This is a genomic window from Pengzhenrongella sp., assembly GCF_036565025.1.
Taxonomy (GTDB): Bacteria; Actinomycetota; Actinomycetes; order Actinomycetales; family Cellulomonadaceae; genus Pengzhenrongella.
Genome location: NZ_DATCNW010000086.1, coordinates 1 through 20784 on the forward strand (window position 1 = coordinate 1; position 20784 = coordinate 20784).

Consider the following 20784-nt stretch of genomic DNA (forward strand, 5'->3'; position numbering starts at 1 on the left):
CAGGTCACCGGTCCCAGATGCGGATCGGTGGTGCCGGAAGATGGCCCGTCATCCGGTGCGTGCTGGCGCGCCCCGCCGGACGGGTCCTCGTCCCTCACGATCGGCGCATGGCCCCTTTTACGCTTATCTTGGCCGTACCCCCATAGCCGTCGAAAGTTGCGGTTGGACCAAGCCGTCACCGAGGCCGCGGATGCTGTAACCGTTGTCATAGGTGAGGAGGTTAGCAGAGCCGTAACTGGCCAAACCGCCGAAGGGGTTACGCTGGCTCCATGACGACGCAGCTCGTGCAGGCACCGCTACGCGCCGAGACGATCAGGCGCCTGGTGAACACGCGCGACATCGAGAACGCCACCGACGAGCTGCTCACCACCGATCAGGTCGGGGACTGGCTGCGGACGCAGTCGCTGCTCGATCCGGGTGCCCCGGTCCGAACCGTCGACCTGGACCGCACCCGCGCCCTGCGCGAGGCCCTGCGGGCCGCCTTCGTGGCGAACCACCAGCGCGCCCCCCTGCCGGGAGGCGTCGTGACCGCGTTCAATGCCGTCGCCGAGCGCGCCGGCCTGCTGGTGTCCTTCACTCCTGGCCACGCCTGGCTGGCCCGCCCCCGCGCGCCCGGCGTCGACGGCGCCCTCGGTGCGCTCCTCGGTATCGTCGTCGACGCCATGAACGACGGCACCTGGCAGCGGCTCAAGGTCTGCCAGAACGAGGAATGCCAGTGGGCCTTCTACGACACGTCGCAGGCTCGGACCGGCAAGTGGTGCTCGATGCGCGAGTGCGGCAACCGGGCCAAGCAGCGCGCCTGGCGCGCCCGCCACCCTGCCCCGACCTGAGGTAGCCCCTGCCACGTTCCCGCGGGAACGTCGCACGGCCTCATCGCACTGCTGGACGGGGAGAGGGCGAAGAGCCCGGAGGCCAGCTGGCTGGAGCCGACCGGTGTACCGCCACACACTTGCGGTGTACCGTTACACAAGCGACGTGATTCCCGCCCCTTTCGCCCGGTGGCGCGCTGGCCTGCTTCGCAGTCGTTGGCGGGGTCTTCGCTACGGATCGGGCCATCCGTGCGGCACGCGCCCCGAGTCGTTGGCGGTGTCCGTGGGTAGTGGTTCGGTTCTGCTTCTCCTTGGAAGGTGTTTCTGATGGCCGGAACAGCAATCTCGACGCCCGGGGCTGAGCCCAGCCACGTCTTGGGTGTGCATGAAGGCGACTGTGTTCCGGACGGGGACGGCTTCGAGTGGGTCGCGCTGGTACCAGGCGCCGAAACTGGCACGCACCAGCACGGGCACACCGAAGAAGCGTTCTACTTCCTGTCCGGTTCCGGTGTCGTCACCTTGGACGGCGAGGGGTTTGAGGTGCAGCCCGGAGACGTCGTGCTGACCCCGGTGATGAGCGACCACGCCGTGGCGAACACCGGTGACAGCGATCTGGCGTACCTCGTCATCGAGGTCTTGCCACCACCGATCAGCGGCGCGTTGCCGCCGTGGCGCCCTAGATGAGCATGGAAAAACTCGCGCCCCACGCGACGGCGCGCAACGTGGAGCACGACGGCAAACCCTGGTGGCAGACCGCAGTCGTCTACCAGATCTATCCCCGCAGCTTCGCGGACAGCAACGGGGACGGCCTCGGCGACCTGCCGGGCATCACGGAACGCCTGGACTATGTCAAGGACCTAGGCGTCGACGCGATCTGGCTCTCGCCGATATTCCGTTCACCCATGATCGATTTCGGCTGCGACATCAGTGACCACACCGACATCGACCCGAGGTTCGGCACGCTTGCCGACGCGGAGGACCTCATCGACGCCGCCCACCGGCGGGGCATCGCGACAACGTGCCGGGCCTCCCGCCGCGCCAACAGGACTGGCCCAGCGTGCACGACCACCTGCGCACCGTTCGAAAGGTGATCGACGCCTATCCCGGCCGGATGGTGGTGGGCGAAGTCTGGCTCTTCGAGCAGCGCGAACTCATGCCCTACCTTGCCGCGGACGAACTGCATCTGGCACACAACTTCGTCTTCGTCCGACTGCCGTTCACGGCCACGGCGTTCGCCACGGCCATCAACGAGTTCACCGAGCTCGCCGACGACGACGTCTGGCCGGCGTGGTTCTTGAACAACCACGACGAACCCCGCACGGCAAGCCGGTTCGACACCGGGGGAGCGGATGGTCCGCCGGACGGTCGAGGGCTCGAGCGCGCGCGGCTGGTCGCGATGCTCCTGCTCACCCTGCGCGGTACGCCGTTCCTGTACCAGGGGGAAGAGCTCGGACTTCCCGACACCCCGGTGCCGTCAGGGATTGCGACGGACCAGAACGGGCGCGACCCGCAGCGAACCCCCATGCCGTGGCTGGAGCCCAGCACGGCCGGGCCCGGCGCGGGCTTCACCACGGCCAGCCCGTGGCTGCCCATCGGGCCGACAGCCGAGACATTGAATGTCGCCAGTGAGCAGCGCGACCCGGCATCCACCTTGCAGCTGTACCGAAACCTCCTTCGGCTTCGCAAGACACGAGCATCTCTGCGTCAGGGAGACCAGAGAATCCTCGCGGTCGACGACGGCGACCTGCTGGTCTATCGGCGGACAGCCGCGGACGGGGACACGCTCGTGATTCTCAACTTCTCGACCGAAAACGCCACGCTGGATCTGAACACGATGACGGGGACCCGGAACGCAGGGTGGACGGTGGCGGTCAGCACCCACTGGGTGCGCGGGGACTTCGGACCGCTTTCGGGGACATTGACTCTCAGCGGTCTCGAAGGTGTTGTTCTCATCTGAGTTTCAGCGCGCGCGCCATCGGCGTTGCTGCGCCGCACGACGAAAGGAACGTCCGCATGACATCCACCCAGCGCGTGGCGCTAGTCACCGGCTCTTCTCGAGGGCTCGGTGCCGAACTGGCGAAGGCTCTCGCCGCAGACGGTCTCGCCGTGGCGGTGAACTACCGCCACGGCGCCGAACAGGCGCGATCGGTCGTCGCGAGCATCCGGGACGCCGGTGGCACGGCCGAGGCCTTCGCCGCCGACGTCACCGACGAAGGCAGTGTGACCGCGCTGGTCCAGGACGTCACCCAACGCTTGGGACCCATCGACGTCGCCGTCATGAACGCAACGGGCCCGCAGCCGTCCGTCGCCGCCCAGGACCTGACCTGGGATGCGTTGCTCGACCAGCTCTTTTTCTTCGTCAAGAGCCCCACCCTGCTCATGCGCGCCGTCCTGCCCGGCATGCAGCAACGCCGCCACGGACGCATCATCAACATCGGCTCGGACATGTTCGAGCGCGCCCTGCCAGGGATGTCGGCCTACGTGGCGGCCAAGGGCGCGCAGCTGGGTCTCACCCGTTCCTGGGCCCGTGAGCTCGGTCCGTACAACATCACGGTCAATCTCGTGGCCCCCGGGTGGATTCCGGTCGAACGACACGCCGGTACCCCGCCGGAGGCGCTCCAGCAGTACGCCGAGGAGGTTGCCCTGCGCCGGATCGGCAGTCCCGCCGACATCGCCGCCGCCGTCACCTTCCTAGCGTCCGACCGCGCGTCCTTCATCACCGGAGAACGCCTAGCCGTCAACGGTGGCCACACCATCGCGTGACCCGTCGGGCCCGCCGAGGTAGTACCGGCGCGCCGAGGTAGAGCCCTGCAACGCTCTACTTCGGCGGTTGGGTACTACTTCGGCGGGGGTGGCTCCTGGGGGAGCGGGGACGACGAAGCGCCGGTGACCTGGGGTCATCGGCGCTTCGTCGTGCTGCGTGCGGGTCAGACGGCGACGATCAGGCCGGCGGTCTGGGTGCGCGCGCGGGTGAACCGCTCGGTCGCGTCGGTCCAGTTGATGATGTTCCACCAGGCCTTGATGTAGTCGGCCTTGACGTTGACGTAGTCCAGGTAGAAGGCGTGCTCCCACATGTCCAGCGTGACGATCGGGACGAGCCCGAGCGCGATGTTGCTCTGCTGGTCGTACAGCTGCACGATGACGAGCTTCTGCCCGATCGAGTCCCAGGCCAGGATCGACCAGCCGGAGCCCTGGATGCCCATGGCGTTGGCGGCGAAGTGCTTCTGGAAGCCCTCGAAGGAGCCGAAGAACTCGTCGATCGCGGCGGCGATCTCACCGGTGGGCGTGCCGCCGCCGTCGGGGGAGAGGTTCTTCCAGAACACCGAGTGGTTGACGTGGCCGCCGAGGTTGAACGACAGGTTCTTCTCGTGCAGGTTCACCGTGTCGAACACCCCGGTCGCGCGCGCCTCGGCGAGCTTTGCCAGGGCCGTGTTCGCACCGGCCACGTAGGCCGCGTGGTGCTTGTCGTGGTGGAGCTCCATGATCCGACCCGAGATGTGCGGCTCGAGCGCCGAGTAGTCGTAGGGCAGGTCCGGGAGGGTGTAGTCAGCCATGTGCGAAACCTCTCTCGCGTCAGGCCGCAGCGGGCTGCGGCGTTCAGACAAAAGTCGACGGCGCCGCCCCAGCGGGCTGCGCCGTCGACATGTTCAACCGTTGCGCAGGATCAGTGATTCCGCGATTCGGGCGTTGTGTGACCTTCGTTTTCGTCCGGGTCGGCGAGCCTGCGCCCGCCACCGGCGGGAGTGCCCTCCACGGCACGGACCTCGTGCGCGTCGCCGCTCGCAAGCGCGTCGTGCTCGCCGTGCGAGTGGGCAGCCGCGAGCTCCGCGGGGGTGACCGGTTCGATCCGGTCCTCGTAGAAGACCTTGGACAGGCGCTGCCGCAGCACGTCGACGCGGTAGCCCTTGCGGCGCACGCCGCGGGAGTCGAACTCCGGCGCGATCTCGAGCGGCCTGCGCACCGTGTAGTTGACCCGCAGCCAGCGCTCGTGGTCGTCCAGCGGCCGATGGACCTCGATGTACTCCCCGTGCGCGAACCGCACGATCCGGCCGGTCTCGTGACCGTGCAGGACGAGCTCGCGGTCCCTGCGCTGGAGCCCGAGGGCGATGCGCTTGGTGATCCAGAACGCGAGCACCGGGCCGACGAAGAACAGCGCCCGGAACGTCCAGGTGATGTCGTAGATCGACAGGCGGAAGGCGGTCGCGATGAGGTCGTTCGAGCCGGCGAGGATCAGCACGATGAACGCGGTGAGGATCGAGACGCCGGTCGCGGCGCGGAACGGGGCGTTGCGCGGGCGGTCGAGCACGTGGTGCTCGCGCTTGTCGCCACTGATCGCGGCCTCGATGAACGGGTACAGCGCGAGGGTCGTGAACAGGATCCCGGGGATCACGACGGCCGGGATGAGGACGTTCAGCGAGAGCGTGTACCCGCCGAGCACGATCTCAAGACCTGGCATCAGTCGCAGCGAGCCCTCGAGGAACAGCATGTACCAGTCGGGCTGGGCTCCCGCGGAGACGATCGCCGGGTCGAACGGCCCGTAGTTCCAGACCGGGTTGATCGTCATCGTCGCCGCCATCAGCGCGATCACGCCGAACACGATGAAGAAGAACCCACCCGCCTTGGCCACGTAGATCGGGTAGAGCGGGAAGCCGACGACGTTCTTGTCGGTCCGGCCCGAGCCCGGGTACTGCGTGTGCTTCTGCAGGAAGACAAGGATCAGGTGCAGGCCGATGAGCGAGAGGATCAGGGCCGGGATCAGCAGCACATGCATCGTGAAGAGCCGCGGGATCAGCTCCTGCCCCGGAAACTCCCCGCCGAAGATGAAGTACGACAGGTACGCGCCGAGGATCGGGATCGAGCGGACGACGCCGTCCGTGATGCGCATGCCGTTACCGGACAGGACGTCGTCGGGCAGGGAGTAGCCGGTGAGGCCGGCGATCAGGCCCAGCAGCATCAGCGTGAAGCCGATCAGCCAGTTGAGCTCGCGCGGCTTGCGGAACGCGCCCGTGAAGAACACCCGCATCATGTGCGTGATGATCGACGCCATGAACAGCAGCGCCGCCCAGTGGTGGATCTGTCGCATCAGCAGGCCGCCGCGCACCTCGAAGGACAGCCGCAGGGTCGAGGCGAAGGCCTCGGACATCTTCACGCCCTGCATCGCGGCCCAGGGCCCCGTGTAGGTCGTCTCGGCCATGCTCGGCACGAAGAACAGCGTGAGGAAGACCCCGGAGATCAGGATCACGATGAACGAGTACAGCGCGATCTCGCCGAGCATGAAGGACCAGTGCTCGGGGAAGATCTTGCGCGAGAGCTCCTTGACGGCGACACCGAGCGTGGTGCGGCTGTCGAGGAAGTCTGCGGTCGCGGCGGCGCCCTTTGCGGCAGGCGTCACTCGTTTGGTCGGGGTGGTCATTTCAGGCGCCCCCAGAAGCTAGGGCCGACGGGTTCGTGGAAGTCACTTTGGGCGACGAGGTAGCCCTCATCGTCAACCTCGATCGGCAGTTGTGGCAAGGGCCGCTTGGCGGGGCCGAAGACGACCTTCGCACCGTTGGCGACGTCGAACGTGGACTGGTGGCACGGGCAGAGCAGGTGGTGCGTCTGCTGCTCGTACAGGGCGACCGGGCACCCGACATGGGTGCAGATCTTGGAGTAGGCGACGATGCCGTCGTAGGACCAGCCCTTGCGGTCCGGGGCCTCGTGCAGGTCCCGCGGGTCCAGGCGCACCAGCAGGACGACGGCCTTCGCCTTCTCGTCCAGCGGGTGCTCCGCCTCCTCGAGGTTCGCCGGGATGACGTGGAACGCGGACCCGATCGTGACATCCGCGGCCTTGATCGGCCGGCCGGACGGGTCGATCGCGAGCTTCGTGCCCTTCTTCCACAGCGTGTGCTTGAACTTCGAGATGTCCCAGTTGTCGCCGACGTCGCCGACCAGCGGGACGACGATGGCGAGCGGGGCGAGCGCGAGGGCCGTGATCATCGCGCCCTGCAGGACGCCGCGCCGACCGATCGCCGAGTCGGCGGTGCCCTCGCGAAGCATGTCGATCGCGGTGACCCGGGTCTCGGTGGAGCTGGCGAGCGGGTGCCGCTGGTCTTCCTTCTCGTGCGAGTTCATCAGGGCCTTGGCCCAGTGCACCGCGGCGAGGCCGATGCAGAACATGCCCAGGAACATCCCGAGGCCGAGCAGCAGGTTGGACAGCCGCATGCTGCCCGGGGTGTCACCCGGGGGGACCGCGACGTAGGCGACGAGCGTGCCGATCGTGCCAAGGGCGGAGATCGCGAACAGCAGCACGACCTGGCGCTCGACACGCTTGTTGGCCTTGGGGTCCAGGTCAGACAGGCGAGGCTGGTGCTCGGGATGACCGGGGTCCGTGAAGTGCTCCGGGACGACGGCGTTGTCGTGGTCGCCGGGCCCCGTGAGGTCCGTGGAGGGGTTGTGCGTGCTCACGAGGACTTCGCTCCGATCCAGACGGCGCAACCGATCAGCAGGCCCATTCCGAGGACCCAGACCCACACGCCCTCGCTCACCGGGCCGAGGGAACCGAGCTCGGCGCCACCGGGCGAGCCGTTGCGCTGGGCCTCGACGTACGCGATCACGTCGCGCTTCTCCTTCGGGGTCAGGTTGGCGTCGTTGAACACGGGCATCGACTGCGGCCCGGTCCCCATCGCCTCGTAGATCGCGGTCGGCTTGGTGTCCCACAGTGCGGGCGCGTACTTACCGGCGGAGAGGGCTCCACCGGCGCCGACGGCGTTGTGGCACATGGCGCAGTTCGTGCGGAACAGCGCCATGCCGTTCGCGGCGTCACCCTTCGACCCGTCGACCTGGTCGGCGGTCGGGACGGCCGGGCCGGCGCCGAGCGAGGCGACGTAGGCCGCGAGCTGGGCGGTCTGCTTGGCGTCGAACTGCGGCGCCTTCGCGATGACCTGCGGGCCGTTCGCCTCGGCCGGCATGCGGCCGGTGCTGACCTGGAAGTCGACCGAGGCCGCTCCGACGCCGATCAGCGATGGTGCGGCGCTGGTGCCCTGCGCGTTCATGCCGTGGCACGTTGCGCAGTTGGCCTTGAACAGCTTCGTGCCGGAGTCCACGTCGTTCGCACTGGGCGTGGCGGCTGTGGCGTTGGCCGAGCTGGGCTCGAGGGCTGCGTACAAGCCGCCGGTGACCAGCAGCGCCAGCAGGAGCAGCAGCATCGGTGCGAACCGGTGGTGCCTGCGGGCTGCGAGTGCCTTCACGGTTGGATCCTCGTCTCGCAGTTGTGGTTGATCGTGGAAGTGGTGCCCTGCCGCGCGGGGGTCAACGGATCAGGTAGATGACGGAGAACAGCGCGATCCAGACGACGTCGACGAAGTGCCAGTAGTACGACACGACGATCGCGGTCGTGGCCTCGTGGTGACCGAAGCGCTTGGCGACGAACGAGCGACCGAGCAGGAACAGGAACGCGATCAGCCCGCCCAGCACGTGCAGCCCGTGGAAGCCGGTCGTGAGGAAGAAGACCGAGCCGTACGGGCTCGAGGCGATGGTCAGCCCGTCGTTCACCAGCCCGACGTACTCGAAGACCTGGCCGCCGATGAAGAAGGCGCCCATCACGTAGGTGAGCGTCATCCATTCGTTCATGCCCCAGCGGTTGAGCGCGAAGATGCTGCCGCTGCGTCGGGGCTGGAACCGCTCCGCCGCCCACACGCCCATCTGGCACGTCACCGAGGACGTCACAAGGACTGTGGTGTTCACCGCCGCGAACGGCAGATTGAGCAGCGGCGTCTGCGCCGCCCACTCCTCGGGCACCGTCGCTCGAAGGGTGAAGTACATCGCGAACAGGCCAGCGAAGAACATGAGTTCGCTGGCGAGCCACACGATCGTCCCGACCGAAACCGGGTTGGGTCGGTTGACACTCACTCGGACCGGGGCGCTGGTAGCAGCCGTTGCTGTCGACACGATGGTCATTATGGTGGAGATCGGCGTCGAATGGGTCATTAGACCCAGGCCGAGCGTCGCGGCATGTGTCACATCGTCAGATCGGGCTCCTGGCACGGTGCAGCCCGCCGGTACCGATACGCTCGCGGGCGCTCGCCTGGGACTATCCCTCATCGAGGGTGCATCGGGTGGGCGGTGGTGCCCGCGAGTGCCGGGGCATGCCAAGATGCCAGAACTAGTGCTCACGCGGGCACCCGCGAGGGACGAACGAGGCACGAACGAGGGCGGGCATGACCACGGAACTCACGGACAGCGCAGAACACACCACGGCGCAGGAGCGTGCACCTCGGGTGCTGCTCTACGGCACCAACGTCGACACGCGCGCGTCGGTGCTGCTCGCCGTCGGGCCCCGGCTGAAGCGCGGCGCGCCCGCGATCGACTGGGTACAGACCGCGACCCACGCCGCCGTGCTCGACCACGCCGACGCCGGGGGCTTCGACCTGTTCGTGCTCGACGGCGAGGCGGCCAAGTCGGGCGGGATGGGCCTGTGCCGACAGCTCAAGGACGAGCTCTTCCAGTGCCCGCCGATTCTCGTGCTGACGGCGCGCCCGCAGGACTCCTGGCTCGCCAGCTGGTCCCTCGCGGACGCCGTCGTCTCGCAGCCGTTCGACCCGATCGAGCTGCAGAGCGTCATCGCGCGCCTGCTGGCAAGCCCGCCCTCCGCATGACCGTCCCCACCTGGCCCGACCTCATGACGCTCCTGGTCGCCCGGGAGGACCTCACCGGGGAGCAGACGTCGTGGGCGATGGACCAGGTGATGTCCGGCGAGGTGTCCCCCGCGCGGCTCGCCGGCTTCCTCGTCGCGCTGCGCAGCAAGGGCGAGACGGTCGCCGAGCTGGGTGCGGCCGCCGACTCGATGCTCGCGCACTCGCGGCGGTTCTCCGTGCCGGGACGGACGGTCGACCTGGTCGGGACCGGCGGGGACCGCACGCGCACGGTCAACATCTCCACGATGGCGGCGCTCGTCGTGGCCGGGACCGGCACGACGGTCGTCAAGCACGGCAATCGCGCCTCGTCGTCCGCGTCCGGCTCGGCCGACGTGCTCGAGGTGCTCGGGATCAGGCTCGACCAGCCGGTCGAGCGCATCGCCGAGCTCGCCACCGAGGTCGGCATCACGTTCTGCTTCGCGCAGGTGTTCCATCCGGCGATGCGGCACGCCGCGGTCGCCCGACGCGAGCTGGGCATCGCGACGGTCTTCAACCTCCTGGGCCCGCTCACCAACCCCGCGCAGCCGGCCGCGACGGCGGTCGGGGTCGCCGACCCGCGGATGGCGCCGCTCGTCGCCGGCGTGTTCGCCTCCCGGGGGACGAGTGCACTCGTGTTCCGCGGCGAGGACGGGCTCGACGAGCTCGCGCCCACCGCGCGCTCGCGCGTGTGGGAGTCCCGCGGCGGGGTGGTCACCGAGTCCGTGCTCGACTCGGTCGCCGAGCTGGGCCTCGCACCCGCGACGATCGAGGACCTGCGCGGTGACGACGCCGTGTACAACGCCGGCGTCGCGCGGCGCGTGCTCGCCGGGGAGCCCGGACGGATCCGCGACACGGTCCTGCTGAACGCCGCGGCCGCCCTGGTGGCCGACGCCGTCCTGCCCGGCACCGCGACCGGTTCCCTCGCCGAGCGGCTGGGTGCGGGCATGGCCCTCGCTGCCCGCGCGGTGGACGACGGCGCGGCGGCGGACGTTCTCGAGCGCTGGATCGCGGCCTCCGCATAGGGGCCTGTCGGTCGCGCGGCCGACGGCGGACGTCGGGAACTGCGACGGCCGACGGCCGGACGTCGGGCAAGAAGGTCCGACGGAGGTCAGTCCTGCTCGCCGATGTCCTCGTTCCAGAGCGTCGGTTCGGACGCGATGAAGTCCCGCATGAGGCGCACGCACTCGACGTCGTCGAGCACGATCACCTCGACGCCACGCGAGCGCAGCAGGTCCTCGCCGCCGTAGAACGTCCGGTTCTCGCCGATCACGACGCGCGGGATCTTGTACAGCAGGATCGCACCGGTGCACATGTCGCACGGGGACAGGGTCGTGACCATCGTGGCGCGCGCGTAGACGCGTGCCGGCAGCCGCCCGGCGTTCTCGAGACAGTCGGTCTCGCCGTGCCGGATGGCGCTGCCGAGCTGCACCCGCCGGTTGTGCCCAACGGCGATCACCTCGCCGTCCACGATGAGTGCCGCGCCGATCGGGATCCCGCCCTCGGCCAGCCCCTCGCGCGCCTGCGCCAGCGCGGGAGCGAGCATCGCCCGGTCGTTCGGGTCCATCGGTGGGTCCTCCGGGTCGGTCGGTGAGAAGGTCGGGTCGAAATGGCCAAGGAGTGCGGTCGGACGGAAACCTGGTCGATCCTCCCGCGCGGACGGCGAGGACGACGACGACCCGCCGTCGCCCGCCCGGGGCCGACACGGTTCCCGCAGCGCCGAGTTCGCCACTTTGAGTCGACTTCGTCGATCGAAACCGGCGAATTCGCGTGAAAATGGCGAACTCGACCCCGTGTCACTGGCACGAGGTTCACCGGTCCGCAGCGGTGGCGCGCTTCGTCGCAAGTCTCCGAGTTCGGCGGAAGTTCTTCGCGGTGTCAGCACTCGCGGTCGAATCCGGCGCTCGGGGAAGCGCGGCCCCACTCCGATCGTGCAACTGGATCGCGAGAAGGCGCGGCTACACCTGGTTGACCGCCGACCCGAGCGGGCGGGGCCGGGCCTGCCCGGCTGGGGCGCCCTCAGTCCTCGATGCCCAGCGAGAATGCCTTCTCGAGGTCGTGCTTCGAATACGTCTGGAACGCGATGTAGGTCTGGGTGCGCACGACACCCTCGACCTTGCTCAGCCGGTCCGCGATCACCACGGCCAGCTCGTCGTGCTCGCGGACGCGGACCATCGCGATGAGGTCCACCTCGCCCGCGACCGAGTAGACCTCGCTCACGCCCGGGACCTCGGCGATCGCGGCGGCGGCCTCCGGGATCCGGGCGGCGTCGACGTCGATCAGGACGATGGCAGTGAGCATGGGGATTCCTCCGGGCGGGGCGGACGGGCGTTCGCCCATCATGCCGCGCCGGTCGACGTCGTGCGTGCGCCGGTGGCGGCGAGCGAGTCGCGCAGCAGCGCGACCAGGGCGGCCGTGCGCGCCGGGTCGGCGTACGCCTGCGCGCCGCGGACCGGGCAGGACCGGCCCGGCAGGGCGTCGACGTCCGGGGCGACGTCCACCAGCCGGACGCCGGGGGAGTCGAGCCAGTCGAGCAGCAGGTCGGCCTCCTCGGGATGGGCCGCCGGCGCGGGCGAGACCGGTGCGGTGACGTGCTCGCCGGTGAGCCGCAGCGCGGAGATCGCTGCCCGCGGGTCGTCGCGGCGGTCGACGGCCGCGGTGCCCGCGAGGCGGGCGTGCCGCACGAGGACGACCTCCCAGCCGCCGTCGTTCGTGCGCCGGGCGGCCACGAGCTCGGGGCAGGCCGCAAGCGGGGCGAGGCGCTGCGCGCGGGTGGCGCCGCGCACGTACGCGTCGAGCCGGTCCCGCACCGCGCTGGCCTCCTCGTACCGTTCGTGCGTCACGTGGGCGGCGATCCGCGCGGCATGGGCGTGCACGACGGCGGCGGGGTCGCCCAGCATCGCCGCGCGCACCAGGGCGGCCCCCGCGGCATCCAGACTCCGCATGCCGCGGGTCCCGGGGGTGCGCGGCGCGAACGTCGCGTGCAGGGCATCGACCGCGAGGCGCGCGAGCGTCCTCGACGAGAACGGGCCGATGTGCGCCTGGCCCGCATGAACCTCCAGGACGACCTGGAGGCGGGGCTGCGCGCCCTCGACCAGCCGGACCCAGGGCATCCGTTCGGGGAACCGCGAACGGCGGTTGTACCGCGGGGAGTGCTCGGCGATCAGCCGCAGCTCGCGCACGCGGGCCTCGAGCGGGGTCGCGCACACGACGGGCGTCACCGCGTGCGACAGCCGGACCATCTCGGTCATCCGGCCGCGCTTCTCCGCGGCGGTGAAGTAGCTGCGCACGCGGGTGCGGATCGACGTCGACACCCCGACGTACAGCACCTCCTCGTCCGGGCCGCGGAACAGGTACACCCCGGGCGCATCGGGCAGGCCGTCGGCCAGGTGCCGCTTGCGGCGAACGTCCGACGGCACCGGGTCCGTCGCCGTCGCGAGGTCCTCGAGGTGGGTGATGCCGAGCGGCGCGAGCCGGGAGAGCAGCGCGTGCAGCACGTCGACGGTCGCGCGGGCGTCGGAGAGGGCACGGTGGTCGGGGGTCACCGTGGCGCCGAACAGGGCCGCGAGAGTGCCCAGCTTGTGGTTCGGTGCCTCGTCGCGCAGCACCACCCGCCGGGCGAGCCGCACGGTGTCCAGGACCTGGTTGCCCGGCCACGCGTACTCGCACTGCGCGGCGGCGGCCTTGAGGAAGCCGATGTCGAACGGCGCGTTGTGCGCGACGAGGACCGAGCCGCGCGCGAACTCCAGGAACGAGCCCAGCACCTGCTCGATCCGCGGGGCGGTGGCGACCATCGAGGTGGTGATCCCGGTCAGGGTCGCGATGAACGCGGGCACCGGGGTGCCGGGGTTCACGAGCGTCTGGAACTCCCCGAGGACCTCCCCGCCGCAGATCTTCACCGCACCGATCTCGGTGATCGCGCTGGACGCAGGGGAGCCGCCCGTCGTCTCGAGGTCGACGACGACGAACGTCACCTCGCGCAGCGGCGTCCCGAGCTCGTCCAGCCCCAGCTGCACCGCCCGCCCGGATTCCGGAGGTGCAAGGTCCGCCCGCGAGAGTCGACGAACCGAAGCCATGCCCGGACCGTATCCGCCACCACCCACACCCAGGACCGCGCCTCGCCGAGAGCGGAGTAACCGCCCCCTGAAAGCGGTTTCCCGGGGCGGTTACTCCACTCTCGGCGAAGATCGCTACTCGCGGGGGCCGGCGGAGGCGGGGCCGCCGTAGAGGGCGTCGATGTCGGCGGCGAAGTCTTTGAGGACCTGCTGGCGGCGCACGCTCAGCTTGGGCGTGAGGTAGCCGTTGGCGATCGTCAGGTCGCCCTCAAGGATCCGGTACTTGCGGATCGACTCCGCGCGCGAGACGGACGTGTTCGTCTTCTGGACGGCCGCGTCGATCGACGCCAGCACGGCCGGGAACGTCGCCGCCTCCGACACGCTCATCTCGGGGTGCCCGTGCGCGGCCAGCCAGCCGGGCACGGACTCGGCGTCGAGCGTGATGAGTGCGCCGATGAAGGGGCGCTGGTCGCCGACGACGACGACCTGGCTCACCAGCGGGTGTCCGCGCAGGCGGTCCTCGAGCATGGCCGGCGCGACGTTCTTGCCGCCGGCCGTGACGATGATCTCCTTCTTGCGCCCGGTGATCCGCAGGAAGCCGTCGTCGTCGAGCATGCCGAGGTCACCCGTGCGCAGCCAGCCGTTGTCGAAGACCTCCGCGGTCAGGGCCGGGCTGTTGTGGTAGCCGCGGAAGACGTGCGGGCCCTGCACCTCGACCTCGCCGTCGGCGGCGATGCGCACCGCGGTCCCGGGCAGCGGCGGGCCGACCGTCCCGATCTTGGTGCGGTCCGGGGTGTTCACCGTCGCGGGCGCGGTGGTCTCGGTGAGCCCGTAGCCCTCCAGCACGCGCAGGCCAAGACCCCGGTAGAAGTGGCCGAGCCGTTCGCCGAGCGGAGCGCCGCCGGAGATCGCCCACTCGGCACGCCCGCCGAGGGCGTGGCGCACCTTCGACAGCACGAGCACGTCGGCCACCTTGTGCTGCAGCCGCAGCCACAGGCTCGGACCCCGGGGGTTGTCGAGCGCCCGCGAGTACACGATCGCGGTCTTCGCGGCCCGCTCGAAGATGGCCTGCTTGCCGCCGGCGATCGCCTTCTGCTCCGAGGAGTTGTAGACCTTCTCGAAGACGCGGGGCACCGACAGCAGGAAGGTCGGTTGGAAGGACGCCAGATCCGCGAGCAGGTTCTTGGCGTCCGGCGTGTGCCCCAGCACGGTGCCGGCCGGGATGACCAGGACCTCGATGAACCGCGCGAACACGTGCGCGAGCGGCATGAACAGCAGCGTGCGGGCGCCGGGCGTCGCGAAGACCTCGCTGAGCCCCGCGACCGCGTTCACGGCCGTCGAGTAGAAGTTCTCGTGCGTCAGCTCCGCGCCCTTGGGCCGCCCGGTGGTCCCGGACGTGTAGATGATCGTCGCGACGTCGTCCAGGTTCGCCAGGCCCCGCCGGTAGGCGATCTCCTCGTGGTTGACCCGCGCGCCGTCGGTGATGAGGGCGTCCACGGCGCCGTCGTCGAGGATCAGGACCTCGCGCAGGTGCGGGGTCTGGGCCCGGACCTGCGCGACGGTCTCGGCGTGCTCGGCGGTCTCCACGAGCAGCAGGGTCACGTCCGAGTCGGTGAGGATCCAGTGCACCTGCTCCGCCGACGACGTCTCGTACACCGGGACGGGCACCGCCCCGGCCGCCCACAGGGCCCAGTCGAGCAACGTCCACTCGTAGCGGGTGCGGGACATGATCGCGACGTGGTCCCCGGGCTCGACGCCGCGGGCCACCAGCCCCTTGGCGACGGCGACGATCTCGGCATCGAACTCGCGCGCCGACAGCGCGATCCACGGGCCGAGCGGTGAGGTCTTGTGCTCGATGACGGTCTTGTCGGGAGTCGCGGCGACGCGTTCGGCGAAGAGATCGTTGAGGTTGTGCGAGCGATCGACCTCGACGAGCCGGGGTGTGCGGAACTCGTCCATGCTGGCTCCAGTGTCAGATGGCAGGTCCGGCGGGAATCATGGGGATGTCCGGACCACTTCACGATAGCCGGGCGGGAGTAGCCGCCGTCGGACGTGGGTAGCCTTCCCACGGGTGCTCTTTCGCGAGGACCCCATCAGCCCCGGCACAGTGAGGACGCACATGCACGCCATCGGTGTGGACATCGGCGGAACGAAGATCGCCGCGGGGGTCGTGGACGAGGACGGGAACATCCTCGCCCAGACCCGGCGCGTCACGGAGCCCGACGATGCCGCGAGCATCGATCTCGCGGTCGCCGACGTCTACACCGAGCTCTCGCGCGACTTCGAGATCGGCGCCATCGGCGTCGCCGCCGCCGGCTTCGTGAACTCCGACCGCTCGACGGTCCTGTTCGCGCCGAACATCGCCTGGCGGGACTATCCGCTCCAGACGAACGTGCGCGCCCTGCTGGGCAACGACGACGTCCGGATCGTGGTCGAGAACGACGCGAACGCCGCAGGCTGGGCCGAGTTCCGGTTCGGCGCCGGTCGCGACGTCGATGACATGCTCCTGCTCACCGTCGGCACCGGCCTGGGTGGGGCGATCGTCGTCGGCGGGAATCTCGTGCGTGGGGCGTGGGGCGTGGCGGCCGAGGTCGGCCACATGCGCGTCGTCCCGAATGGGCACTACTGCGGCTGCGGGAACGAGGGCTGCTGGGAGCAGTACACCTCCGGCAGCGCCCTGGTGCGCGACGCCCAGTCCGCGCTGATCACTCAGCCCGAGCGCGCGGTCCGGCTCCTGGAGCTCGCGGGCGGGAACGCGGCGAAGCTCGAGGGACCGCACATCACCGATGCGGCCAAGGAGGGCGACCCGCTCGCGATCGAACTGCTCGCCGAGCTCGGCCGGTGGATCGGCGAGGGTTCGGCCTCGGTAGCCGCGCTGCTGGACCCGGCGCTGATCGTCATCGGCGGGGGTGTCGGGGCCGCCGGGGAGCTGCTGCTCGGACCCGCCCGGCACGCCTTCGAGAACAGCCTCTCGGCGCGCGGCTTCCGGCCGCTGGCCGAGTTCCAGCTCGCTGCGATGGGCAACGAGGCGGGCATCGTGGGTGCAGCGGACCTCGCCCGCATCTGAAAATCGTGATCTGCGCCACGATCTGACGGTGCGCGAGCCGCGCGTCGCGGCTCGATCGGGTCACACCACCGCGCCGGGATCGTCGTCCGACTCGTCGCGGTGGTGGGGCAGGCGCCAGATGAGCAGCACGGTACAGAGCACGAAGATGATTCCGGCGCCCTGCAGCACCACGTTCGGTGCGCCGCGCCACACGATGACCAGGATCAGCAGCGCGATCGGGATCCCGGCCGCGCCGATCCAGGCCATCGTGAGCAGCGGGTCGCCGCCGAAGATCGGGCCCGGGTCAGGCGGCACGAAATGCTCGCGATCGTCGATCTCGGCCTCGGCGGCGTCGATCTGGTCGGTGCCCTCCCAGTTCCGGCCGGTGAGCTCGTGTGGCGGCTCGCGGTCGACCGGCGGGCCGGCCACGGCCGGCACGACCGGCTGTTCGGGCGCGGGACGGGGGTTGGTGGCGGCCGGGCCGACGTCGTCGGGGTCGGCTGTGACGTCGAGCTCGCCGAGCCTTGCGACGATCTCCGCCCAGGCCTCCGCGACCTCGGCGTCGGACCTACGATCGCCTTCGTCCGGCGATTCGGAGTGGTCCTCGTGACGTGCGGCCATACGGAGCACTCTAGAGTCGAGCGAGACGGTGCGCCGATGCCGCCGTACCGTCCGAGGAGGCAGGTTTGTTCTACTGGTTGATGAAACGGGTCCTTTTCGGCCCGATTCTGAAGGTGCTGTTCCGTCCATGGGTCCGTGGGATCGAGAACATCCCCGCCGAGGGTGGGGCGATCCTGGCCTCCAACCACCTCGCGGTCGTTGACTCGTTCTTCCTCCCTCTCGAGCTCGATCGCGAGATCGTGTTCATCGGCAAGTCCGAGTACTTCACCGGCGCGGGCATCAAGGGCCGTCTGACCGCGGGCTTCATGCGCGGGGTCGGTACGATCCCGGTGGATCGTGCGGGCGGCCGCGCGAGCGAGGCAGCGCTGCGTACCGGGCTGCGCCGCCTGCGCGAGCGCAAGCTGTTCGGGATCTATCCCGAGGGCACGCGCAGCCCCGACGGACGCCTGTACCGCGGGAAGACCGGGGTCGCCCGGCTCGCGCTCGAGGCCGGCGTCCCGGTGATCCCGGTCGCGATGATCGACACCGACAAGGCGCAGCCGATCGGTCAGCGCCTGCCGAAGCCGACGCGGATCGGCATCGTCATCGGCGAACCGCTCGACTTCAGCCGGTACGCCGGCATGGAGAACGACCGCTTCATCCTGCGCTCGGTCACCGACGAGATCATGTACGCGCTCATGAGCCTGTCCGGCCAGGAATACGTCGACGTCTACGCCGCGACCCAGAAGGCCAGGATCGCGACCGGCCACGCCACGGCGGCCGCGCAGGGCGCGTCGGGCGTGGCCGCTCCCGGGGGCCGGCCCGTCCCCGAGGTCCACGTTCCGGTCCCGCCCGAGGACGAGGACGAGCCGTCAGTAGGATGAGCCCGTCGCCCCCGGTGTGGTGAGGCAACCACCCGGGCCCGAACGTGGGTTCCGATCCACCGCGCGATGCTTCGGGGGACCCGAGGTGAAGTTCAACGAGAGGTATGTCTCATGTCGGTTCGTCGCGTAGCGCTCCTGACCGCGGGTGGCTTCGCTCCGTGCCTGTCGTCGGCCGTCGGTGGTCTCATCGAGCGGTACACGGAGCTGGCGCCGGAGATCGAGATCATCGCCTACCAGCACGGCTACCACGGGCTGCTGACGGGCAACAAGATCGTGATCGATGCCGAGACCCGGGCCAAGGCCGGCCTGCTGCACAAGTTCGGCGGGTCGCCGATCGGCAACTCGCGCGTGAAGCTCTCGAACGCCGCAGACCTGGTCAAGCGCGGGCTGGTGACCGAGGGTCAGAACCCGCTGCAGGTCGCCGCCGAGCAGCTCAAGGCCGACGGCGTCGACGTGCTGCACACGATCGGTGGCGACGACACGAACCTCACCGCCGCCGAGCTCGCGTCCTACCTCGAGCAGCACGGCTACCCCCTCACGGTGGTCGGCCTGCCCAAGACGATCGACAACGACGTCGTGCCGATCAAGCAGTCGCTCGGCGCGTGGACCGCGGCCGAGCAGAGCGCGAACTTCGCGAAGAACATCATCGGCGAGCACCGCTCGGGCCCGCGCATGCTGATCGTGCACGAGGTCATGGGCCGGCACTGCGGGTGGCTCACCGCCGCCGCCGCGGCGTCGTACCGGACCTGGCTCGACACGCAGGAGTGGGTGCCCGGCATCGGGCTGACCAAGGACCGCTGGGACATCCACGGGGTGTTCCTGCCCGAGCTCGCGCTCGACATCGAGACCGAGGCGGCGCGCCTGCGCGGCATCATGGACGAGATCGGCAACGTCAACATCTTCCTGTCCGAGGGCGCCGGCACGCACGAGATCGTCGCGCAGCTCGAGGCCTCGGGCGCCGAGGTCCCGCGGGACGCCTTCGGCCACGTGCGCCTGGACACGATCAACCCCGGCGCCTGGTTCGCCAAGCAGTTCGCGGAGCTGCTCGGGGCCGAGAAGGTCATGGTGCAGAAGAGCGGGTACTACTCGCGGGCCGCGGCGGCGAACGCCGAGGACCTCCGCCTGATCAAGTCGATGACCGACCTCGCGGTCGACGTGGCCCTCAAGGGCGAGTCGGGCGTCATCGGGCACGACGAGGAGGACGGCGACCGGCTCAAGGCCATCGCGTTCGGTCGGATCGCGGGCGGCAAGGCCTTCGATGTGTCCGTGCCCTGGTTCGGTGCGCTGCTGGCCGAGATCGGCCAGAAGCTCTCCCCGGCGACGACATGACATTCGCTCCCGACGTCGCGGCCGTCATGCCGGACCCGCGCGTGCTCGCCGGACTCGACCACTGGCGCACGCTCCCCGTCACGCAGCAGCCCACCTGGCCGAGCTCGGGGCACGTCGCCCGGGTGACCGACCGGCTCTCGACCGTGCCGCCGCTGGTCTTCGCGGGGGAGGCCGACGTGCTCAAGGCGCACCTCGCCGCCGCCGGCCGCGGGGAGGCCTTCCTGCTCCAGGGCGGCGACTGCGCGGAGACGTTTGCCGAGGCGACCGCCGACAACATCCGCAACAAGATCAAGACGATCCTGCAGATGGCGGTCGTGCTCACCTACGGCGCCAGCCTGCCGGTCATCAAGATGGGCCGGATGGCCGGCCAGTACGCGAAGCCGCGCAGCTCGAACGACGAGACGCGCGATGGCGTCACCCTGCCCGCCTACCGGGGCGACATCATCAACGGGTACGACTTCACGCCCGACGCCCGCATCCCGGACCCCGAGCGGCTGATGGAGGCGTACCACACGTCCGCCTCGACGCTGAACCTGATCCGGGCCTTCACCACGGGCGGCTTCGCGGACCTGCGGCGCGTGCACGAGTGGAACCGCGGGTTCATGGCGAACCCGTCCTACGCGCGCTACGAGGAGACCGCCGCCGAGATCGACCGCGCGATCCGGTTCATGGCGGCCTGCGGTGCGGACTTCGACGCGCTGCGGACGGTCGAGTTCTTCTCCAGCCACGAGGCGCTGCTGCTGGACTACGAGCGGCCGCTGACGCGCATCGACTCCCGGACCGGGCTGCCGTACGACTGCTCGGCGCACTTCCTGTGGATCGGAGAGCGCACCCGGCAGATCGACGGCGCGCACGTCGACTTCCTGTCCCGGGTACGCAACCCGATCGGCGTCAAGCTCGGCCCGACGACGACGGCCGACGACGCCCTGGCGCTGATGGACAAGCTCAACCCCGCGGGCGAGCCCGGGCGGCTGACGTTCATCACGCGCATGGGGGCAGGCACGGTCCGCAACGCGCTGCCCGCCCTCGTCGAGAAGGTGGCCGCCGTCGGCTCACCGGTCACCTGGGTGTGCGACCCGATGCACGGCAACACGATCACCTCGGACAGCGGCTACAAGACCCGGCGGCTGACCGACGTGCTCGACGAGGTCCGCGGCTTCTTCGAGGTGCACCGCGCGCTCGGCACCGTGCCCGGCGGGCTGCACATCGAGCTCACCGGCGACGACGTGAGCGAGGTGCTCGGTGGATCCGAGGAGATCGACGACGCCGGCCTGGCCCGTCGCTACGAGACGCTGGTCGACCCGCGCCTGAACCACCAGCAGTCCCTGGAGATGGCCTTCCAGGTGGTCGAGCTCATGCGCGGCGGAATCTAGCCAGCTCCTCACCATCACCGCTAACGTCCGAGCGTTGACG

General features: G+C 69.9%; 20 protein-coding genes and 1 pseudogene. 11 read left to right on the plus strand and 10 right to left on the minus strand.

What is annotated here, in order from left to right; all coding sequences use genetic code 11:
* Positions 1 to 269: 269 nt before the first annotated feature.
* The 5 genes and pseudogenes from VIM26_RS04640 (at position 270) to VIM26_RS04660 (ending at position 3572) form a co-directional block, all read left to right on the plus strand.
* Positions 270 to 830: a CGNR zinc finger domain-containing protein gene (locus VIM26_RS04640; protein ID WP_331949183.1), complete on the plus strand. Its 561-nt coding sequence runs from the start codon at positions 270 to 272 to the stop codon at positions 828 to 830.
* A 306-nt stretch (positions 831 to 1136) separates the two neighbouring features.
* Positions 1137 to 1493, plus strand: coding sequence for a cupin domain-containing protein (locus VIM26_RS04645; protein ID WP_331949184.1), 357 nt, complete (start codon positions 1137 to 1139; stop codon positions 1491 to 1493).
* 2 nt (positions 1494 to 1495) lie between these two features.
* Positions 1496 to 1819, plus strand: a pseudogene (locus VIM26_RS04650) (alpha-amylase family glycosyl hydrolase); the annotation flags it as partial.
* 47 nt (positions 1820 to 1866) lie between these two features.
* A complete protein-coding gene (locus VIM26_RS04655) occupies positions 1867 to 2766 on the plus strand; it encodes an alpha-amylase family glycosyl hydrolase (protein ID WP_331949186.1) in 900 nt (299 codons plus the stop codon).
* Positions 2767 to 2822: 56 nt separating this feature from the next.
* On the plus strand, positions 2823 to 3572 hold the full coding sequence (locus VIM26_RS04660) for an SDR family oxidoreductase (protein WP_331949187.1): 750 nt from the start codon (positions 2823 to 2825) through the stop codon (positions 3570 to 3572).
* 164 nt (positions 3573 to 3736) lie between these two features.
* Here the strand turns inward: VIM26_RS04660 and VIM26_RS04665 are convergent, their stop codons facing one another.
* The 5 genes from VIM26_RS04665 to VIM26_RS04685 form a co-directional block, all read right to left on the minus strand.
* Positions 3737 to 4363, minus strand: a complete 627-nt coding sequence (locus tag VIM26_RS04665) for a superoxide dismutase (RefSeq protein ID WP_331949188.1) — start codon at positions 4361 to 4363, stop codon at positions 3737 to 3739.
* A gap of 110 nt (positions 4364 to 4473) precedes the next feature.
* A complete protein-coding gene (locus VIM26_RS04670) occupies positions 4474 to 6222 on the minus strand; it encodes a ubiquinol-cytochrome c reductase cytochrome b subunit (protein WP_331949189.1) in 1749 nt (582 codons plus the stop codon).
* Positions 6219 to 7253, minus strand: coding sequence for a ubiquinol-cytochrome c reductase iron-sulfur subunit (locus tag VIM26_RS04675; protein WP_331949190.1), 1035 nt, complete (start codon positions 7251 to 7253; stop codon positions 6219 to 6221). The genes VIM26_RS04670 and VIM26_RS04675 overlap by 4 nt, the downstream gene beginning before the upstream one ends.
* Positions 7250 to 8035, minus strand: coding sequence for a c-type cytochrome (locus VIM26_RS04680; RefSeq protein WP_331949191.1), 786 nt, complete (start codon positions 8033 to 8035; stop codon positions 7250 to 7252). Before VIM26_RS04680 ends, VIM26_RS04675 begins: the two co-directional genes overlap by 4 nt.
* A 61-nt stretch (positions 8036 to 8096) precedes the next feature.
* On the minus strand, positions 8097 to 8744 hold the full coding sequence (locus VIM26_RS04685) for a heme-copper oxidase subunit III (protein WP_331949192.1): 648 nt from the start codon (positions 8742 to 8744) through the stop codon (positions 8097 to 8099).
* A 260-nt stretch (positions 8745 to 9004) separates the two neighbouring features.
* On the opposite strand from VIM26_RS04685, the gene VIM26_RS04690 reads away from it, so the two are divergent.
* Both VIM26_RS04690 and trpD read left to right on the plus strand, forming a co-directional pair.
* Positions 9005 to 9442 carry a hypothetical protein gene (locus VIM26_RS04690; RefSeq protein ID WP_331949193.1) on the plus strand — a complete coding sequence of 146 codons (438 nt, stop codon included), beginning with the start codon at positions 9005 to 9007 and terminating at the stop codon, positions 9440 to 9442.
* Complete coding sequence (gene trpD, locus VIM26_RS04695; protein ID WP_331949194.1) at positions 9439 to 10482, plus strand: anthranilate phosphoribosyltransferase; 1044 nt, start codon at positions 9439 to 9441, stop codon at positions 10480 to 10482. The genes VIM26_RS04690 and trpD overlap by 4 nt, the downstream gene beginning before the upstream one ends.
* A gap of 86 nt (positions 10483 to 10568) precedes the next feature.
* Here the strand turns inward: trpD and VIM26_RS04700 are convergent, their stop codons facing one another.
* The 4 genes from VIM26_RS04700 to VIM26_RS04715 all read right to left on the minus strand — a co-directional run bounded on the left by VIM26_RS04700 (position 10569) and on the right by VIM26_RS04715 (position 15471).
* Positions 10569 to 11024, minus strand: coding sequence for a nucleoside deaminase (locus VIM26_RS04700; protein WP_331949195.1), 456 nt, complete (start codon positions 11022 to 11024; stop codon positions 10569 to 10571).
* A gap of 452 nt (positions 11025 to 11476) precedes the next feature.
* Positions 11477 to 11758 carry an Lrp/AsnC ligand binding domain-containing protein gene (locus tag VIM26_RS04705; RefSeq protein WP_331949196.1) on the minus strand — a complete coding sequence of 94 codons (282 nt, stop codon included), beginning with the start codon at positions 11756 to 11758 and terminating at the stop codon, positions 11477 to 11479.
* Positions 11759 to 11796: 38 nt separating this feature from the next.
* Positions 11797 to 13533: a DEDD exonuclease domain-containing protein gene (locus VIM26_RS04710; protein WP_331949197.1), complete on the minus strand. Its 1737-nt coding sequence runs from the start codon at positions 13531 to 13533 to the stop codon at positions 11797 to 11799.
* Positions 13534 to 13647: 114 nt separating this feature from the next.
* Positions 13648 to 15471 (minus strand): AMP-dependent synthetase/ligase, encoded by a 1824-nt coding sequence (locus VIM26_RS04715; RefSeq protein WP_331949198.1) that lies wholly within the window; start codon positions 15469 to 15471, stop codon positions 13648 to 13650.
* A gap of 160 nt (positions 15472 to 15631) precedes the next feature.
* On the opposite strand from VIM26_RS04715, the gene VIM26_RS04720 reads away from it, so the two are divergent.
* Positions 15632 to 16579 (plus strand): ROK family glucokinase, encoded by a 948-nt coding sequence (locus VIM26_RS04720; RefSeq protein WP_331949199.1) that lies wholly within the window; start codon positions 15632 to 15634, stop codon positions 16577 to 16579.
* A gap of 60 nt (positions 16580 to 16639) precedes the next feature.
* Here the strand turns inward: VIM26_RS04720 and VIM26_RS04725 are convergent, their stop codons facing one another.
* Complete coding sequence (locus VIM26_RS04725; RefSeq protein WP_331949200.1) at positions 16640 to 17179, minus strand: hypothetical protein; 540 nt, start codon at positions 17177 to 17179, stop codon at positions 16640 to 16642.
* 65 nt (positions 17180 to 17244) lie between these two features.
* Between VIM26_RS04725 and VIM26_RS04730 the strand changes: the two genes are divergently transcribed.
* The 3 genes from VIM26_RS04730 (at position 17245) to VIM26_RS04740 (ending at position 20744) form a co-directional block, all read left to right on the plus strand.
* A complete protein-coding gene (locus VIM26_RS04730; RefSeq protein WP_331949201.1) occupies positions 17245 to 18042 on the plus strand; it encodes a lysophospholipid acyltransferase family protein in 798 nt (265 codons plus the stop codon).
* 111 nt (positions 18043 to 18153) lie between these two features.
* On the plus strand, positions 18154 to 19371 hold the full coding sequence (locus VIM26_RS04735) for a pyrophosphate--fructose-6-phosphate 1-phosphotransferase (protein WP_331949202.1): 1218 nt from the start codon (positions 18154 to 18156) through the stop codon (positions 19369 to 19371).
* Positions 19368 to 20744 carry a class II 3-deoxy-7-phosphoheptulonate synthase gene (locus VIM26_RS04740; protein WP_331949203.1) on the plus strand — a complete coding sequence of 459 codons (1377 nt, stop codon included), beginning with the start codon at positions 19368 to 19370 and terminating at the stop codon, positions 20742 to 20744. The genes VIM26_RS04735 and VIM26_RS04740 overlap by 4 nt, the downstream gene beginning before the upstream one ends.
* Positions 20745 to 20784: the final 40 nt, after the last annotated feature.

What these genes read in the sequence shown, in the direction of transcription:
- VIM26_RS04735 (WP_331949202.1), top strand. Translation starts at nt 18,154, where the DNA reads ATGTCGGTTCGTCGCGTAGCGCTCCTGACCGCGGGTGGCTTCGCTCCG.
- VIM26_RS04705 (WP_331949196.1), bottom strand. Translation starts at nt 11,758, where the DNA reads ATGCTCACTGCCATCGTCCTGATCGACGTCGACGCCGCCCGGATCCCG.
- VIM26_RS04685 (WP_331949192.1), bottom strand. Translation starts at nt 8,744, where the DNA reads ATGACCATCGTGTCGACAGCAACGGCTGCTACCAGCGCCCCGGTCCGA.
- VIM26_RS04720 (WP_331949199.1), top strand. Translation starts at nt 15,632, where the DNA reads ATGCACGCCATCGGTGTGGACATCGGCGGAACGAAGATCGCCGCGGGG.
- VIM26_RS04700 (WP_331949195.1), bottom strand. Translation starts at nt 11,024, where the DNA reads ATGGACCCGAACGACCGGGCGATGCTCGCTCCCGCGCTGGCGCAGGCG.
- VIM26_RS04710 (WP_331949197.1), bottom strand. Translation starts at nt 13,533, where the DNA reads ATGGCTTCGGTTCGTCGACTCTCGCGGGCGGACCTTGCACCTCCGGAA.
- VIM26_RS04715 (WP_331949198.1), bottom strand. Translation starts at nt 15,471, where the DNA reads ATGGACGAGTTCCGCACACCCCGGCTCGTCGAGGTCGATCGCTCGCAC.
- VIM26_RS04725 (WP_331949200.1), bottom strand. Translation starts at nt 17,179, where the DNA reads ATGGCCGCACGTCACGAGGACCACTCCGAATCGCCGGACGAAGGCGAT.
- VIM26_RS04645 (WP_331949184.1), top strand. Translation starts at nt 1,137, where the DNA reads ATGGCCGGAACAGCAATCTCGACGCCCGGGGCTGAGCCCAGCCACGTC.
- VIM26_RS04740 (WP_331949203.1), top strand. Translation starts at nt 19,368, where the DNA reads ATGACATTCGCTCCCGACGTCGCGGCCGTCATGCCGGACCCGCGCGTG.
- VIM26_RS04670 (WP_331949189.1), bottom strand. Translation starts at nt 6,222, where the DNA reads ATGACCACCCCGACCAAACGAGTGACGCCTGCCGCAAAGGGCGCCGCC.
- VIM26_RS04640 (WP_331949183.1), top strand. Translation starts at nt 270, where the DNA reads ATGACGACGCAGCTCGTGCAGGCACCGCTACGCGCCGAGACGATCAGG.
- VIM26_RS04660 (WP_331949187.1), top strand. Translation starts at nt 2,823, where the DNA reads ATGACATCCACCCAGCGCGTGGCGCTAGTCACCGGCTCTTCTCGAGGG.
- VIM26_RS04665 (WP_331949188.1), bottom strand. Translation starts at nt 4,363, where the DNA reads ATGGCTGACTACACCCTCCCGGACCTGCCCTACGACTACTCGGCGCTC.
- trpD (WP_331949194.1), top strand. Translation starts at nt 9,439, where the DNA reads ATGACCGTCCCCACCTGGCCCGACCTCATGACGCTCCTGGTCGCCCGG.
- VIM26_RS04690 (WP_331949193.1), top strand. Translation starts at nt 9,005, where the DNA reads ATGACCACGGAACTCACGGACAGCGCAGAACACACCACGGCGCAGGAG.